Below are 15,972 nucleotides of genomic sequence, written 5' to 3' on the forward strand. Positions count from 1 at the left end.
ACCCCCGAGTCAACATTATACCATATAATGGCGTGGCGTACCTATGTTCTCTTTTGTCAGAATATGCATCTTTAGGCGGTTTGTTCGCACTTAGCGGTCCAACTGAATGATTGCACCCGGGGAGAAGGCCGCATCCAGATATTTATCCAGTGGACACTGCAGCAGCCGGACCACCTTCGCCTGGCCTCCATCCAGCAGTTCAACCTGCATTAGCATGCCCTGAATCGTTATCTCCTGCACGGGAGAAGCATAACTCAGTGCCCCCTCGAACACCTGCTCCATCGGCAGAACGGTATACAAGGTCATTGGGTCAGCCCTCCTTGCGGAAGCGTATCGTTCGTCTGAGAAGGAGCAGCGGCAATCATCCGGTTCAGGTGGGCCAACGCGGCACCGATCCCGCCCACTTCATCCATCAGGCCGAATCTGACGGCATCCTGACCGCCCACTGCGGTACCGATGTCCCGGTTCAGCTCTCCGGTCTTGAACATCAGATCCTTGAACTGTGATTCCGTGATCCGGGAATGAGAGGTCACGAATTTCACCATCCTCTCCTGCATCCGTTCCATATACTCGAAGGTCTGCGGGACGCCGATCACCAGGCCGTTCATCCGGATCGGATGGATCGTCATGGTTGCACTTTCAGCAATAATAGAATATGTGGAGGATACTGCTATGGGTACGCCGATGCTATGACCGCCGCCGATGACAACTGTGACCGTAGGCTTCGACAAGGAAGCGATCATCTCCGCAATGGCCAGTCCGGCCTCTACATCCCCGCCAACCGTATTGAGAATAATCAGCAGCCCCTTGATGGTCTTATTCTGTTCGGCGGCAACAAGCTGAGGAATAATATGCTCGTATTTCGTGGTCTTGTTATGCGGCGGCAAGACGAAGTGCCCTTCAATCTGTCCAATAATCGTCATACAAAAAATATCCGGCTCCCCTGTCGGAACCGCTGTCTGCCCCAATTCCTTAAGCACGCCCACAGGTCCCGGCATTGCTGGTGGAACCGGCTCATTCACTACCGGCTTTATCTCCCCTGGCAGGATTTCTTCGTTACGCTCTCCGTCCGCCTTGCTTGCTTCTGTAATTTCCATCGTACACAGCGCTCCCCTTCTGCCTGTAACACCCGTGTGCTTCAGGATTCTGATTTCTGTTAGTATGACATTCCGGGGGACTCCCTTATACACCATTAACTTGAACTATCACATAGAGACGGCGGCCGCTCCTCAGAACGTCCGCCGTCATTGACCGGTTAATATTTATCCGCCACGGCTCCTAGTACAGCTCCGCGCACATAAGTCTGGCCCTTCAGACTTTTCAAGCTGTCAGCCGTGCCGGTCACAACTACGCCCAATATCCGGACATCGCTGGCCTCCGGCGCCGCTTTGTCCTTTTTCAAATAGTTGTATATCCGTTCGTACTCGCTGTGGTATTTGTCCTTTTTGTCCTTACCAATGGTCACGGCTCCGATGAAATCCTCAGGGTCTGCCTGATCCCAGTCCGGCTGGACGCCGAACCCGTAGACTCCGTAATTCGCACTCATCGGGTTCGGATAGTTCATTTTAGCGGGATCATTCCCACTAGGAAACGGCTTGAAGCTGAACCCCCCGCGGTCATCATACGTATCGACCCAGTACCAGACTGGCTTTGCGCCTGCGGGCAGCAGGCCTTTCACCTCTTCGAACGAATAATCCTTGTCAAAAGATATGGCCAGCTCCACCCGTTTATCCCCGTTCATCTGATTCAGCTCGGAAAGATCATTCAGGATCTTTCCGTTATAATCAACCCCGGGTACATAGAAGGCCATCTCTCTCTGTCCATTATAGGAATTATATCCCCGGTAATACTCATAGCCTTCCTGCTTCATCTTGGCATCCTGTACAGTTAGATTATTAGAGCCTCCATAGGCACCGGTTGTGAAAGGGAACCACCGAGCGTTGTAGTTCAGCCATCTGTTCTTCCAGGGGATAGGCACATCGCCGATAATTTTGTAGGTTTGCATTTCCAGAACTCCCGACAAAAAACCTCTGCTATCCTTATAGCCTGCTCCGTATTCATTAGGGCTGCTGATCCTCATATACTGCTCCTCACTAAATAACGCATTGGAGGACATCCGATTGACCAGTTGTGCCGCGCCAATGAATACAGCGGTCAGTATTAACACACTTACAGTAACTGAAATCAGAATACTGCGAATCAGGCTCTTCCGTTTGGTTTTCTTCAGGGTCTGGATAATACTCTGATCCTCTGCTTCTTCCCATGGGGCTGTCATTCGCCCTCACCTCCGTATAATTGTTGAAATTGCTGTCTGGCCCGGTAGAGCGAAGCCTTCACTCTTGCTTCAGAAATGCCGAGCATGGCGGAGATCTCCTTGTAGGATAGCTCCATTTCATATTTCAGCAGAATCAGCTGCTTATTCACCGGATTAAGCCGTGCTAATACTCCCTCAATCTCTTCCTTCCGTTCCCTGCGCAGCAGTACCGCCTCCGGTAACTCCTGTTCGCGTGCCGGATGTTCCTCCACTTCTTCACCGCTATACTGATATCTCTTCTGACTGCGGCAATGGTCAAAATACCGGTTAATTGCGACCTTGTACAACCAGGCGCTGAATTTGCGCTGATCGATCGCATCCAGATACAGCAGCGCCTTGTACACCGTGTCCTGCACAATATCCTCTGCATCTGAGGCCCCGGCGCCGAGGCGGATTAAGTAGCGGCGGATCTCCGCCAGTTTGGGTTGGAGCACCTTCTCCATGTCTCTTGGCTCCATGCTGCACCTCCTTGCCTGTATAACGGTCAGGTTGCCCAAATGTTGTTTTGAGCAGCGAAAAAAACATGAAAAAGCCCCTTTCCCCAGGAAACCGTCCAATATTTCCGGGAAAAGAGGCTATTGCCAAAGCTATATTGTTAAGAAATGCTTCTCTTAGACTTCCATAATAATCGGCAGGATCATCGGTCTGCGGCGGGTCTGCTCATAGAGGAAACGGCCGAGCGAGTCTTTGACACTGGTCTTCAGGGAAGCCCATTCATTGACCTTCTCACTCATCAGACGCTGCAGCGTTCCTGAGACAATGCGGTTCGCTTCATCCAAGAGACCTTCCGATTCCCGTACATAGACGAATCCGCGTGAGATGATGTCAGGACCGGAGACAATCGCTCCGTTCTGCTTGCTAAGGGTAACCACAACCACCAGAATACCATCCTGCGACAGCAGCTTACGGTCACGCAGTACAATGTTACCTACATCGCCGACACCCAGCCCGTCGATCAGTACGTTACCGGCAGTTACCTTACCCGCTCTGCGTGCAGCTCCTCCGGAGATCTCAATCACTTCACCCAGCTCGGTGATGAAGATATTGCTTGGCTCTACGCCAACTGACTCTGCCAGAAGTGCATGCTTGCGCTGCATCCGGTATTCACCGTGGATAGGCATGAAGTATTTCGGCTTCATCAGGTTGAGCATCAGCTTCAGCTCTTCCTGGCTGCCGTGACCGGATACGTGAACGCCGGAGTTGGAGCCGCTGTAAATAACATTGGCACCCAGACGGAACAATTCATCAATGGTACGGCCTACATATTTCTCATTCCCCGGTACCGGTGTAGCTGCAATAATAACAGTGTCGCCCGGCATAATATCTACCTTGCGGTGGCTGGAACGCGCCATGCGCGTTAGCGCCGACATCGGCTCGCCTTGGCTGCCTGTGCATAGAACTACCACACGGTTGCCTGCCATTCTGTTCATCTCTTCAGGCTCAATGAGCATGCCGTCCGGGATATGCAGATAACCAAGCTCGGAAGCAATGGATACTACGTTAACCATGCTTCGTCCAATAACAGTGATTTTGCGTCCGGTTGCTTCAGAAGCGTTCACTACCTGCTGGATACGATGCACGTTGGAAGCAAAGGTCGCCACTACCACACGCTGTTCAGCTTTGCGGAAAATATCCTCCAGCACGATGCCGACATTCTTCTCCGAAGGCGTGAAGCCCGGCTTCTCGGCATTGGTGCTGTCTGACAGCAGGGCCAGAACGCCCTTCGATCCGATCTCAGCCATGCGGTGCAGATTGGCAAATTGACCGTTGACCGGCGTGTGGTCGAATTTGAAGTCACCGGTGTGGACAACGTTGCCCTCTGGTGTCTCAATGCATACCCCGACAGAATCCGGAATACTGTGATTCGTTCTGAAGAAGGTCACCTTAAGCGATGTGCCCAGCTCAACCTCGGAATCCTCGTTAATCAGAATCCGCTTCGTTTCACCCAGCAGGTTCGCTTCCTTGAGCTTGTTCTCCACAAGGCCCAGGGTCAGTCTTGTTCCGTATACCGGAACATTCAGGTTCTTCAGCACATAAGACAATCCGCCAATGTGATCCTCATGGCCGTGGGTAAGTACAATCCCTCTTACCTTGTCACGGTTCTCAGTGAGGTAGGAGATATCCGGTATTACAATATCAATACCCAGCATATCCTCTTCAGGGAACTTCAGACCGGCGTCTACGACTACAATGTCGTTGCCGTACTGAACTACGTACATGTTCTTACCAATTTCACCGACTCCGCCAAGTGCGAATATCGTCAGTTTGTCGTTGTTGTTATTGTTTTTTTTGGACAAATGAATCTAACCCTCCTATGATGTTGGACGTCATACTTTTTATTTGTTAACAATGAGCTTCAATATTTCAGCGGCGCTGTAATATACATCAAATTGCTGTTAACTCCTTATTTCGACAAGGAATTCCCGGTAAGTCTGTATACTTGCGCAGATCTAAACTCCCGAATCCGGGCAGTAATATCCTCTTGAAGCGGGCAAATGCCCTCAAAATTCCACCACCGCGCCCCTCGCGCGTAAATCCGGCATATTTAGCACAGACTTATTCAAGGACCTATCCTGTCTTACAATGCAACAAATCCGCATTGCCGGAAGATTACCGCATATTCAATTAACCGCACCAAGTCACTTAAGTTCATTATACATGATTTTTTTGGCAAAAGACAAGTCACCCTGGACCTGGTCCTATTCTTTCCTTAACAAACAGCCAATATTTGAGGAAAAGACAAGCAAAAAAACGCTGCAACGCCTGACTTTTTTAACATAGAGTTAATGCAGGAGAAATAAATACCAAATATGATGTGGCTGATTAAACGGCCAGACATGCAAAAGAGCGGTCCTCCAATAACGGAGAATCGCTCTTTACACATGTTAAGTTTTGAAGATGATACTAGTCTAGCTTATCTTAGCAAGGCAGCAATGAAGGCCGCCTCTTCCTCTGTCGGTGAAACCAGCGGCAGACGGACCGATCCGACATCCATCCCGCGCAGCCCCAGCGCGTACTTCACAGCTGAGGGATTGGGCAGCGGCTGCGGACACTCAAACAGCCCCTTGAATACTGGAAACAGCTCCCGGTGAAGCTCGCCTGCACGGCGGACATCGCCGGAGTTGAAGGCCTCGATCATCTCCGACATCTGCGCTCCCACAACATGGCTGGCCACACTGATGATACCGTGGCCCCCCACAGCAAGCGTCGCGAGGCCGGCGGAATCATCTCCGGTGTAGACATGAAAGTCTTCAGGACAAGCTGCGGCAATCCAAGTAATCTGGTCTACCGAAGCACATTCCTTGGTGGCCACAATATTAGGAATCTCCGCCAGACGCAGGGTGGTAGCTACACTCATGCTTACTGACGTACGTCCAGGCACATTGTACAGGATGCAGGGCAGCGAAGTCGCGGCAGCAATGGCAGAGAAATGCTGATAGAGCCCTTCCTGATTCGGTTTATTGTAATAAGGGACGACCAGAAGCACACCGTCCACGCCGATTTGTTCGGCTTCCTTAGTGAGCTCGATGGAATGTCTGGTGCTGTTGCTGCCGGTACCCGCAATAATTTTACACCGTCCGCCTGCCTGCTGCTTCACGAAGGAGAACAGCTTCAGCTTCTCCTTATCGGTTAAGGTCGGCGATTCGCCGGTGGTTCCGCATACGACTAGCGCAGCGGACTTTTGTTCCTCGATCAGATAATCGACCAGCCTTGAAGTTGCTTCCCAGTTGATTTCTCCTTCCCCGTCAAACGGGGTTACCATTGCGGTGATCAGTCTTCCGAAATCCACTTTGAATTCCTCCTTGTCAGCGGTGCAATTCAAACTTGGCATGCAGGGCGCGAACCGACTGCACCATGTCTTCTTTTTTCACGAGAACCCAGATGGTTGTGTTGGAGTCGGCAGACTGCAGAATCTGGATGTTCTGCGAGCTGAGCGCCTCGACGATATGCGCCATGATTCCCGGAACGCCGTTGATGCCTCCGCCGATGACGGATACCTTGGCACAGCCGGACAAGCTCTTGGGACGCAGGCCCAGCTCTTGAAGCGCGGCAATCGCCTGCTCTGATTTGTCATCGAACACGGTATATACAGCCTCGGTCGGTGTCACATTGATGAAGTCCACGCTGATTCCGTTATCGGCCATACTCTTGAAAATCTGCAGCTGCACGCCCGTTCCGTTGCCCTCCGGACATTCTACCGAGATCTGTGTAATATTGCTGACATAGGCAACCCCTGTGACAAACCGGTCTACGACTCCATGGGATACATCGCTGAAGCCCTCAGGATGGGTCACAAGCGTCCCTTCCGCTTCGGAGAAGGTCGAGCGTACACGCACCGGAATCTGGGCCTGCATGGCAATCTCTACAGCCCGCGGATGAATGACCTTGGCTCCCTGATACGCCATGTTGCAAATCTCGGTGTAGCTGACATAAGTAAGCTGTCTTGCATCTTCCACAATCCGTGGATCAGCGGTGAGAATTCCGTCCACATCCGTGTAGATGTCTACCATGTCCGCACGGAGCGCCGCCCCAAGGGCTGTAGCTGAGGTGTCGCTTCCACCCCGCCCAAGTGTGGTGAAATCACCCGCTTCAGTCTGGCCCTGGAAACCGGTTACTATTACTACTTTATGCTCACGCAGTTCCCGTAGAATGCGTTCTGTCCGCACATCCAGAATTCTGGCGTTGCCATAGCTGTTGTCGGTCAGGAAGCCGGCTTGCGCCCCTGTCAGCACCGTCGAACGAATGCCCTCCTGTTCCAGCAGACCGCACAGATTGGCCGCCGAGATGATCTCCCCGCAGCACATCAGCAGATCCCGTTCCCGGTCCGGCAATGAATTCCCGCTCTGAACCGCCAGATCAAGCAGTGTATCGGTAGCATAGGGTTCCCCCTTGCGGCCCATAGCCGAGACTACAACCACCAGGCTGAAACCGCTGGCCAGCTCCCGTTTGACATGACGGATTACGTGTTCTCTGGCCACTGATGTGGAGAGTGAGGTTCCGCCGAATTTTTGCACCAAAATACCCATGTATAATTCCTCCATTGCTTCTCTCAGCAGAACTACTGAACCCTACGTGAAATAAATCACCCCGCGAGGCAAAAGTGTCCGTAGCCGCGATAACCTGACTCTTATTATAGCGTAAAATTGTTTGTGCCGCCCCCAGAATGGGGACGGCAGAAATGAAGCTTATGGGTCCGTCAGCTAAATTCCGCTCTTCCGGGCCAATCCTGTGTTGATTATATAAGCTATGCAGAATGAAATCGTTGTACCAGCATGGGCTGCAACTGGTTGCCCTGCAGGGCGGCGTAGCAGGCCTCAGGAATGAGATCCATTTGCGCCACCAGCGAATTCGGCTTACCCTCCGGGTTATCCTGTCCGAACGGGACGAAATAAATATGTTTGGCTACCAGGAGCTTCGCAATATTCGCAGCGTTAAGTCCGAGTCCGTCATTCGTCGAGATCGCCAGCACCAGCGGACGCCCGTTGCGCATCTGTGATTTGGCTGCCATCAGCACTGGACTGTCCGTCATCGCATTCGCCAGCTTGCTCGTCGTATTCCCTGTGCAGGGAGCAATCGTCAGCACATCCAGCAGCTTGGAAGGACCCAGCGGCTCCGCTTCAACAATTGTAGAAATGATATCATTCCCTGTTATATCTTTCAACTGTTTTAGCCAATTTTCCGAGGTTCCAAAGCGGGTATCGGTATTCAGTACCGAAGCAGATACAATCGGCACCACATTCGCCCCTCCATCCATGAACCGCTGAATCTGCGGCATCACCTCAGCGAAGGTGCAGTGTGAGCCGGTAATGGCATAACCTACTGTTTTTCCGTGCCAATCCATTCATTCATCCCCCCTGATTAAAGTCTCGTCCGATATCGACTGTACCAGTGCACCTGCCATAATGATTCCGGCGCTCTTGGGGGCAACAATCCCGGGCAGGCCCGGTGCCAGCATCGCCTTGATCCCGCGCTTCTCGGCATAACGGAAGTCGCATCCGCCCGGTGCGGACGCCAAATCAATGATCACGCAGTGCGGCTGAAGCCGGGACAGGACCTGAGCGTTGATAATCATAGCGGGTATGGTGTTGAAGATCAGATCCGCCTCTGGTGCATGCAGCAGCAAATCCTCTGTCATAAAAGGCTTCCAGCCCATTTCCGCCGCCCTTGCAAAGTGCTCCTGCTTCCTGACGCTTACTTTGACCGTTGCTCCCATTCCCTGGAGCGTTCTGGCCATGGTGAACCCGGTCCGGCCCATTCCCAGCACCATCGATGTGGAGCCGTGTATGGTAAAGTCCGTGTTCTGTACGGCCATCACCAAAGCTCCCTCCGCTGTCGGAATAGAGTTATAGATCGCCACATCGTCCCTGTTCAGCAGTTCCACCAGCTTCAGCGAATGTCCGGCACACAGGCTGCGCAAATAGCTTTTAGCCATGCCGGTGTACACGATTGCCCGGGACGGCAGTGCCGCGATATGCTCCTCCCGCAGCTGGAGACGTTCAGAAGAATATAATGCGTTAATGAAACCCTCATCATCGCAGCCGACCGCCGGCAGCACCAGCACATCCGCTTGACCCAGCAGCTCAGTCGACAGCAGTTCCAGGCTTACCCCCGGGCATGGGGCATCCCATGTATCGAATCCGGCAACGCTTACGGCCGCATCCAATTCCACACATTTCCGAATCACTTCAATTTGTCTCGCGTCCCCGCCCAGGAACACGATCCTGATGCCAGTAAGCATAGGGATGACGCTCCTTTCCACAACCACATTCGACTATAGAGCATCTTATGCCGGAAGCCGCCGATGGGTGAAGAGCGGAGAGGAATTCCCGTTTCACGACAAAAAAAGCCTGCAGCCGCACACCCGAAGGCGCGTGATCCGCAAGCTTTTATTAAATTCTCAAATAAGATTCCCGTATGCTATTTGCCGGTATGCCCGAAGCCGCCCGCTCCGCGCGCCGTATCAGACAGCTCATCCACTTCCACCAGAGTCACTTCCGGCACAGCCTGGAATACCATCTGGGCAATCCGCTCATTGCGGGCAATTGCAAAAGGCTCCTGACCCAGATTAATCAGCAGCACCTTAATTTCACCCCGGTAATCCGCATCGATGGTGCCCGGTGTGTTCAGGCAAGTGATGCCATGCTTCAGAGCCAGCCCGCTGCGCGGACGGATCTGCGCCTCCAGCCCGCCTGGCATCGCCAGGGATATGCCGGTGGGGATAAGTGTACGCTCGCCCGGAGCAAGCACCACAGGCTCCCCTACAGCGGCATAAAGGTCATATCCAGAGGCCTGTTCGGACATTTTGCAGGGCAGCAGAACATCCTCATTCCCCGGCAGTTTGTTAATTTGTACGTAATGAGGCAAGATCATCTCTCCTAACATTGGCTATCGCTTTATCTGTGGAACCAACCATTGCCAAGGACAATGGCTGTGCGAACATAAAGTCCAGCAGCGCATCGATATCCTCCATAGTTACAGCTCCGATTTTGGCTATCATTTCATCCAGCGTATCCTGACGGCCGAGCATCAGCTCATTTTTGCCCATCCGGTTCATCCGGCTGCCCGTGCTCTCCAGACTGAGAATCAGGCTGCCCTTAAGCTGCTCTTTGCCTTTACGCAGTTCGTCTTCGCTCAAACCGTTCACAGCCAGATCACGCAGCATCTCTTTAATAAGCTCAGTTACTTCCTTGGTCTGCTTTGGCGCTGTCCCGGCATAGACGGTGAACAAGCCGCTGTCAGCCTGGGCGCTGTGGTACGAGAAGACGGAATAGGCCAGACCGCGCTTCTCACGGATCTCCTGGAACAGCCGGGAGCTCATGCCGCCGCCGAACGCATTGTTAAGGAGCGCCATCGGATATTGTAGCGGCCCGCCGCTGCGGACACCCGGCAGGGAGATGCAGATATGATTCTGCTCCGTCTTCTTTTTGTGGAATACCAGTTCCCCCTGATATGCAGGCTCAGTCAGCACCGGCGCTTCACCATGATTCGTAAAGGAACCAAAATGCTGCTCCAGCAGCGGGATCAGCCCGTCATTAATATTACCGGCTACGCTGATCACTGTATTCTCAATGGTGTACTGCTCTTTCATGTAAGCACGCAGATCATCCGGCGTCATCTCCAGCAGGCGTTCCTTGAGCCCGAGGATCGTATAGGCCAGCGGGTGCTCGCCGTAGGCGGCAGCACACATCAGCTCATGGACAAGATCGTCCGGGGTATCTTCGCACATGGCGATTTCCTCCAGGATTACGTTCTTCTCCTTAGCCAGCTCTTCGGCATCCATCCGTGAGCGGAAGAACATATCTGCCAGCACATCCACGGCAATCGGCAGATGCTCATCCAGCACCTTCGCATAAAAGCATGTATATTCCTTCGAGGTAAATGCATTGACATTCCCGCCAATGGCATCGAACTGTTCGGCAATATCCTTGGCGCTGTAGCGGTCAGTTCCCTTAAAGAGCATATGCTCGATGAAATGGGAAATCCCGTTGTTCAGCGGGTTCTCATTGCGGGAGCCCGTCTTGACCCAGATTCCGAAAGATACGGACCGGCCGGTCGGGATCTTCTCGGTCACCACCCGGAGTCCGTTCGATAATAATATTTTGTCCAATGTGTAATCCTCCTGGCACAGCTCCTGGTTCTGTCTGTATTTGTTATTCGCGCCTTTTATCCTATCAGAAATAAGGCGTTCACTCAACTTCCGGCGGTATGATACGCTCAGGAGAGAGCGTCTGACTGACGGTTCCGAGCTGCAGGCCTTTGGCTTTGATCCCCCGGATCATCCCTCTAAGCGCTTGCGAAGAGGACGCCGTCGGATGCATCAGAATCAGGGTTCCCGGCTCTACCCGGCTGCTGATCTTGGCAACCACCGATTCCGGGGACGGATTGCGCCAATCGACTGTATCCAGCGTCCACAATACCGTCTTCAGCCCCAGTGAGGCGGCGATCTCCACCGTCTGCTGGTTAAAGTCTCCTGACGGCGGAGCAAACCACTTATTCGTCACACCCAGGCTTTCCTTCAGCAGCTTCTGCGTCTTCTCAATCTCGGCAGTGGCACGCGTCCGGCTGAGAATACTCATCTTAGGGTGCGTATACGCATGGTTCTCTATCTCATGCCCGCGCTTCAGCATCTCAGCTGCAAGCTCCTGGTTGCGGCTTAACCAGCTTCCGTCCAGAAAAAAGGTGACCTTCACCTTCTCCGCATCCAGAATGTCCAGCATCGGACGGATATACTCATTCCCCCAAGCCACATTAATCATCAGCGAGACCATCGGCTTCGCCGGATTCCCCCGGTAGATCGGCTGCGCCCCCAGATCATCAAGTGATACCTTAGGCTTAAGCTGGCGGTACATCAGTTTGAGGCTTGCTTCGGGTCCACGTAAAAGCGCGCTCCGGTAGGTTGCCTCCACATCGACCTCCAGCCCGTTATACCCCGGTATGGCCTTCCATACCCGGTCCACAACAGCATTCACCGGCTGCGCATTCAGCGCCTCGGCCCGGCGGGTAATCTGCGCACGCAGATCATCCTCCGCCTGATTCAGTGCATAGCTCATTACGGCTGCATCCGCCTGAGGCTTAAGCCCGGCAATCATCTCTTTCACGGGTCCGTTCGTGCTGCCAATTCCAATGACTACTGCGATGCAAGCCAGCACAAGCGCTACCTTGTCCGTCTTCATGACGTTATACCTCCCCGGCACACACGGTCTGTTCCGTCTCCGCACCAGGGTCAAGCCGTGCGGGGACGCTTTGTCCCAGCCTATGTATACAGAGGGCAAATTATGCATACTCCATCTATGCTGCATGCAAGCGGGTAAGGTATAACCGTCCGTCAGGACGGTACTGCAGCGTACACTTTTCCAAAAAAAAGAGCCAGAACCGTACTGCTTCTGTCTCTTCTTCTTATCTATAGTTAGGATAACGGTGAAGCGGCAGCGTAATGCTTCTTACGCCTTCGCTCCGCTCTCTGAAGTCAGCACCGCTTTGCGTGACAGGTTGACACGGCCCTGCTGGTCGATCTCCGTTACCTTCACGGTAATCGTGTCGCCAATCGCCACAACATCCTCAACCTTCGCTACACGCTCTGTAGACAGCTGGGAAATATGCACAAGGCCGTCTTTGCCAGGGATCAATTCCACGAATGCGCCGAATTTCTCAATGCGTCTGACGGTACCCACATAAATCTCACCAACCACTACTTCCTTCACAATACCCTCAATGATGCCACGGGCCTTCTGGATCATAGCTTCGTCAGAAGAACCGATAAATACGCGGCCATCCTGTTCGATGTCGATCTTCACGCCGGTTTCTTCAATGATCTTGTTGATGATTTTACCGCCGGCACCAATTACATCACGGATCTTATCCGGGTTGATATTGATGATGATGATCTTCGGAGCATATTTAGACAGGCTCGGTCTTGGAGCTGCGATCGCTTCATTCATTTTGCCCAGAATGAACATCCGGCCTTCTCTTGCCTGCTCAAGCGCCTCCTGCAGAATCTTGCGGTCGATGCCGTCGATTTTGATATCCATCTGAATCGCCGTTACGCCTTCTGCTGTACCCGCAACCTTGAAGTCCATATCGCCGAGGTGATCTTCCATCCCTTGAATATCGGTCAGGATGGATACATGCTCTCCGTCCTTGATCAGACCCATCGCTACACCGGCTACAGGCGCCTTGATAGGTACCCCTGCATCCATCATCGCCAGAATACTGGCACAGATACTTGCCTGGGAGGTGGAGCCGTTGGATTCAATCGCTTCGGATACCAGACGGATGGTGTACGGGAATTCAGTCTCACTTGGAATAACCTTGGATAATGCACGTTCACCTAGTGCCCCGTGGCCGATTTCGCGGCGTCCCGGTGCTCTTAGCGGGCGGGCTTCCCCTACGCTGAACGGAGGGAAGTTGTAGTGGTGCATGAAGCGCTTGGTTTCAGCCGGATCAATACCGTCCAGAATCTGCACATCGCCCAGTGCGCCCAGTGTACATACGCTGAGAATCTGTGTCTGGCCGCGTGTGAACAGACCGGAACCGTGCGTACGCGGCAGCAGCGCTGTATCACATTCGATCGGACGGATCTCATTCAGCTTACGCCCATCTGGACGAACCTTGTCATGCGTGATCAGACGTCTTACTTCATCCTTCACGATATCATGCAGAGCTTCCTTAACATCCTTAAGAAGCTCTGGGGTTTCTATGTATTTCTCTGCGAAATACGCCACCGCTTCGTTGTTCACCAGATCGATAGCATCCTGACGGGCATGCTTCTCGGCAATTCTTACGGCTTCCACCAGACGGTTCTCAGCAAAAGCACGAACCTCTGTATTCACATCCGCATTAACCGCATGCAGCTTAACTGCCATCTTCTCTTTACCGGCAACGGCTACGAGCTGTTCAATTACAGCCACAATCTTGCGGACTTCGTCATGTCCGAACATGATCGCTTCAAGCATCACTTCTTCAGTCACTTCACTCGCTTCTGCTTCTACCATCATGATAGCGTCCTTCGTACCGGCCACTACTACATAGATATCGCTGATTGCCTGCTGGGCTTGATCAGGGTTAATGATGAATTCTCCGTTAATCCGGCCGACAGCCACACCGCCGATCGGTCCGTTGAACGGCACATCAGAGATACTTAGCGCAGCGGAGGTACCGATCATGGCCGCAATATCAGGCGCACAGTCCTGATCCACACTCATCACCAGGTTCAGAACTTGAACGTCATTGCGGAACCCTTCCGGGAACAATGGACGAATTGGACGGTCTGTCAGACGGCTGGACAGAATGGCTTTCTCGCTAGGACGTCCTTCCCGTTTGATGAATCCGCCAGGAATTTTGCCTACTGCATATAATCTTTCCTCATAGTTCACTGTAAGCGGGAAGAAATCCAGATCTTTTGGCTCACTGGATGCTGTAACCGTACACAATACTGAAGTATCCCCGTAACGCACCATCACGGCTGCGTTTGCTTGCTTGGCCAGACGGCCTGTTTCCAGCACAAGGCGTCTTCCGCCCAGCTGCATTTCCACACGTTGTTCCATAAAACCCCTCCTTGAATGGTAATAATACGTTCTTGTATGTTCTACAAGCAAAAACGGCTTGTCCTCCGCAGAAGTGCTATAGCCGTTTTTGCGAATGCTATCAACTTGTCAATTGTAAAAGTTTACCCTAAATTTTCAAAAAGCAACCCGGCTGTCCCGCTGTCGCTCGTAAGAAGGACATACGGTATACAACCAGGCTGCTTTTGGGCTTAACTTATGGAAAATTAACGACGCAATCCCAGTTTTTCGATCAGGGCGCTGTAACGTCTGATGTCTTTGTTCTTCAAATACGCCAGCAGTTTACGACGTTGTCCAACCATCTTCAGCAGTCCGCGGCGGGAATGATGATCCTTCTTGTGCGTACGCAAGTGGTCAGTCAAATTAACGATGTTCTCCGTAAGGATAGCAACTTGCACCTCAGGGGATCCAGTATCGGATTCGTGAGTTTTGTGCTCGTCGATCAATTGGTGTTTACGTTCTTGAGTCAATGCCATCCTGTTCACCTCCTTCATTATAATCGCCAGTAGCCTCGTCACCGTCGGTGAGAACAAGTAACCAAGCTAAGGTTCACATGCTGTCATTCCAGCAACGTTAATCAGTATAGCACCTTCACAGGCAAAAGTAAACGGCTTGTCCGGAAAGATTAGGAATGATATCCCAGCATCCCTTTGGCCGTCTCAGCATCTGCGCCGATCTGTGCAATCAAAGCATCGATGGACCCGAACTTGCGCTCGGAGCGGATATAGGAGACCAGTTCCACCTTAAGCTCCTGTCCATAAATATCTGAGGCAAAATCAAACAGATGAACCTCAAAGCTCGGAGTGGTCACGCCTTCGTGGAACGTTGGCTTCACTCCGACGTTCATCACCCCGTACAAGACCTCATCCCGGTAAAAGACCTTGACGGCGTATACGCCCTTGGCCGGAATAACATAGCGGTCTTCGAGCTGCAGATTGGCTGTCGGAAAGCCGATGGTCCGGCCCCGCTTCTCTCCGTGCCCTACGGTACCGCGCAGGTGATAACAACGTCCAAACCAGGCATTAGCCTTATCAAGTTCCCCGCTCAGCAAGCTCTTGCGGATACCTGAGCTGCTGACCTTCTCTCCATCAAGCAGGAACGGAGCGACCGTCTCTACCTTCATCGCACCTTGTCCCAGCTCTGAGAGCGTGTCCGCATCCCCCTCGCCTTTATAGCCGAAGCGGAAGTCGAACCCTACAACTGCAGTTACAATCTGCAGCGGCAGCAGCATCACAGAGACAAAGTCCGCCGGACTCACCCGGGAGAGCTCTTCATTAAATTCAATTATATATAAAAGCTCAACACCCATCCCGGCAAGCAGCTCCTGCTTATCCTTAGAGGGGGTCAAATATCCCTCATAATCCCCTTTGCCCATGACATCCTTGGGATGGGGGTAGAAGGTCATCACCGCTGCGGGTACACCTGCCTCACGGGCAAGAGCAACAGCTGATGTGATGACACTGGCATGCCCGAGGTGCAGTCCATCGAACTGTCCCAGGGCAACTACTTGAGGCTGCGCGTACTGTGCTGCCGCCTCAGGCAGCATCGGATAGCTTAATGTTACGGTTCTCACGCTGTTTCTCACCTACATTCGCA

15 protein-coding genes are annotated in these 15,972 nt (G+C 52.6%); all 15 read right to left on the reverse strand.

Going from position 1 to position 15,972, the window contains the following annotated elements; translation table 11 throughout:
- Positions 1-90 precede the first annotated feature (90 nt).
- The gene (locus MKX63_RS30885) at positions 91-306 is read right to left on the reverse strand and encodes a YlzJ-like family protein (RefSeq protein ID WP_341022602.1); all 216 of its coding nucleotides are present in this window, start codon (positions 304-306) and stop codon (positions 91-93) included.
- A complete protein-coding gene (locus MKX63_RS30890) occupies positions 303-1,097 on the reverse strand; it encodes a ClpP family protease (RefSeq protein WP_341022604.1) in 795 nt (264 codons plus the stop codon). The genes MKX63_RS30885 and MKX63_RS30890 overlap by 4 nt, the downstream gene beginning before the upstream one ends.
- Before the next feature lie 158 nt (positions 1,098-1,255).
- Entirely contained in the window at positions 1,256-2,275 is a 1,020-nt protein-coding gene (locus MKX63_RS30895) for an anti-sigma factor (RefSeq protein WP_341022605.1), read from the reverse strand.
- Positions 2,272-2,772, reverse strand: a complete 501-nt coding sequence (locus MKX63_RS30900) for an RNA polymerase sigma factor (protein WP_341022607.1) — start codon at positions 2,770-2,772, stop codon at positions 2,272-2,274. The genes MKX63_RS30895 and MKX63_RS30900 overlap by 4 nt, the downstream gene beginning before the upstream one ends.
- Positions 2,773-2,925: 153 nt before the next feature.
- Positions 2,926-4,611 (reverse strand): ribonuclease J, encoded by a 1,686-nt coding sequence (locus tag MKX63_RS30905; protein ID WP_036692641.1) that lies wholly within the window; start codon positions 4,609-4,611, stop codon positions 2,926-2,928.
- 617 nt (positions 4,612-5,228) lie between these two features.
- The gene (dapA, locus tag MKX63_RS30910) at positions 5,229-6,104 is read right to left on the reverse strand and encodes a 4-hydroxy-tetrahydrodipicolinate synthase (protein WP_341022610.1); all 876 of its coding nucleotides are present in this window, start codon (positions 6,102-6,104) and stop codon (positions 5,229-5,231) included.
- Between the two features lie 16 nt (positions 6,105-6,120).
- Positions 6,121-7,341 carry an aspartate kinase gene (dapG, locus tag MKX63_RS30915; RefSeq protein WP_341022611.1) on the reverse strand — a complete coding sequence of 407 codons (1,221 nt, stop codon included), beginning with the start codon at positions 7,339-7,341 and terminating at the stop codon, positions 6,121-6,123.
- Between the two features lie 218 nt (positions 7,342-7,559).
- The gene (locus tag MKX63_RS30920; RefSeq protein WP_341022613.1) at positions 7,560-8,156 is read right to left on the reverse strand and encodes a dipicolinate synthase subunit B; all 597 of its coding nucleotides are present in this window, start codon (positions 8,154-8,156) and stop codon (positions 7,560-7,562) included.
- The gene (gene dpsA, locus MKX63_RS30925) at positions 8,157-9,053 is read right to left on the reverse strand and encodes a dipicolinate synthase subunit DpsA (RefSeq protein WP_341022616.1); all 897 of its coding nucleotides are present in this window, start codon (positions 9,051-9,053) and stop codon (positions 8,157-8,159) included. It abuts the gene before it with no gap.
- A 179-nt stretch (positions 9,054-9,232) separates the two neighbouring features.
- Positions 9,233-9,685, reverse strand: coding sequence for a dUTP diphosphatase (gene dut / locus MKX63_RS30930; protein WP_036724736.1), 453 nt, complete (start codon positions 9,683-9,685; stop codon positions 9,233-9,235).
- Positions 9,657-10,922 (reverse strand): M16 family metallopeptidase, encoded by a 1,266-nt coding sequence (locus MKX63_RS30935; protein WP_341022619.1) that lies wholly within the window; start codon positions 10,920-10,922, stop codon positions 9,657-9,659. The genes dut and MKX63_RS30935 overlap by 29 nt, the downstream gene beginning before the upstream one ends.
- 79 nt (positions 10,923-11,001) lie before the next feature.
- Positions 11,002-11,988 (reverse strand): polysaccharide deacetylase family protein, encoded by a 987-nt coding sequence (locus MKX63_RS30940; RefSeq protein ID WP_341022622.1) that lies wholly within the window; start codon positions 11,986-11,988, stop codon positions 11,002-11,004.
- A 267-nt stretch (positions 11,989-12,255) separates the two neighbouring features.
- A complete protein-coding gene (gene pnp, locus MKX63_RS30945) occupies positions 12,256-14,358 on the reverse strand; it encodes a polyribonucleotide nucleotidyltransferase (protein ID WP_341022623.1) in 2,103 nt (700 codons plus the stop codon).
- A 224-nt stretch (positions 14,359-14,582) separates the two neighbouring features.
- Positions 14,583-14,852 carry a 30S ribosomal protein S15 gene (gene rpsO, locus MKX63_RS30950; RefSeq protein ID WP_019910460.1) on the reverse strand — a complete coding sequence of 90 codons (270 nt, stop codon included), beginning with the start codon at positions 14,850-14,852 and terminating at the stop codon, positions 14,583-14,585.
- A 149-nt stretch (positions 14,853-15,001) separates the two neighbouring features.
- Positions 15,002-15,949 carry a bifunctional riboflavin kinase/FAD synthetase gene (locus tag MKX63_RS30955; protein ID WP_341022624.1) on the reverse strand — a complete coding sequence of 316 codons (948 nt, stop codon included), beginning with the start codon at positions 15,947-15,949 and terminating at the stop codon, positions 15,002-15,004.
- Positions 15,950-15,972: the final 23 nt, after the last annotated feature.

Source organism: Paenibacillus sp. FSL R7-0179 (assembly GCF_038002265.1).
Taxonomy (GTDB): Bacteria; Bacillota; Bacilli; order Paenibacillales; family Paenibacillaceae; genus Paenibacillus_AQ.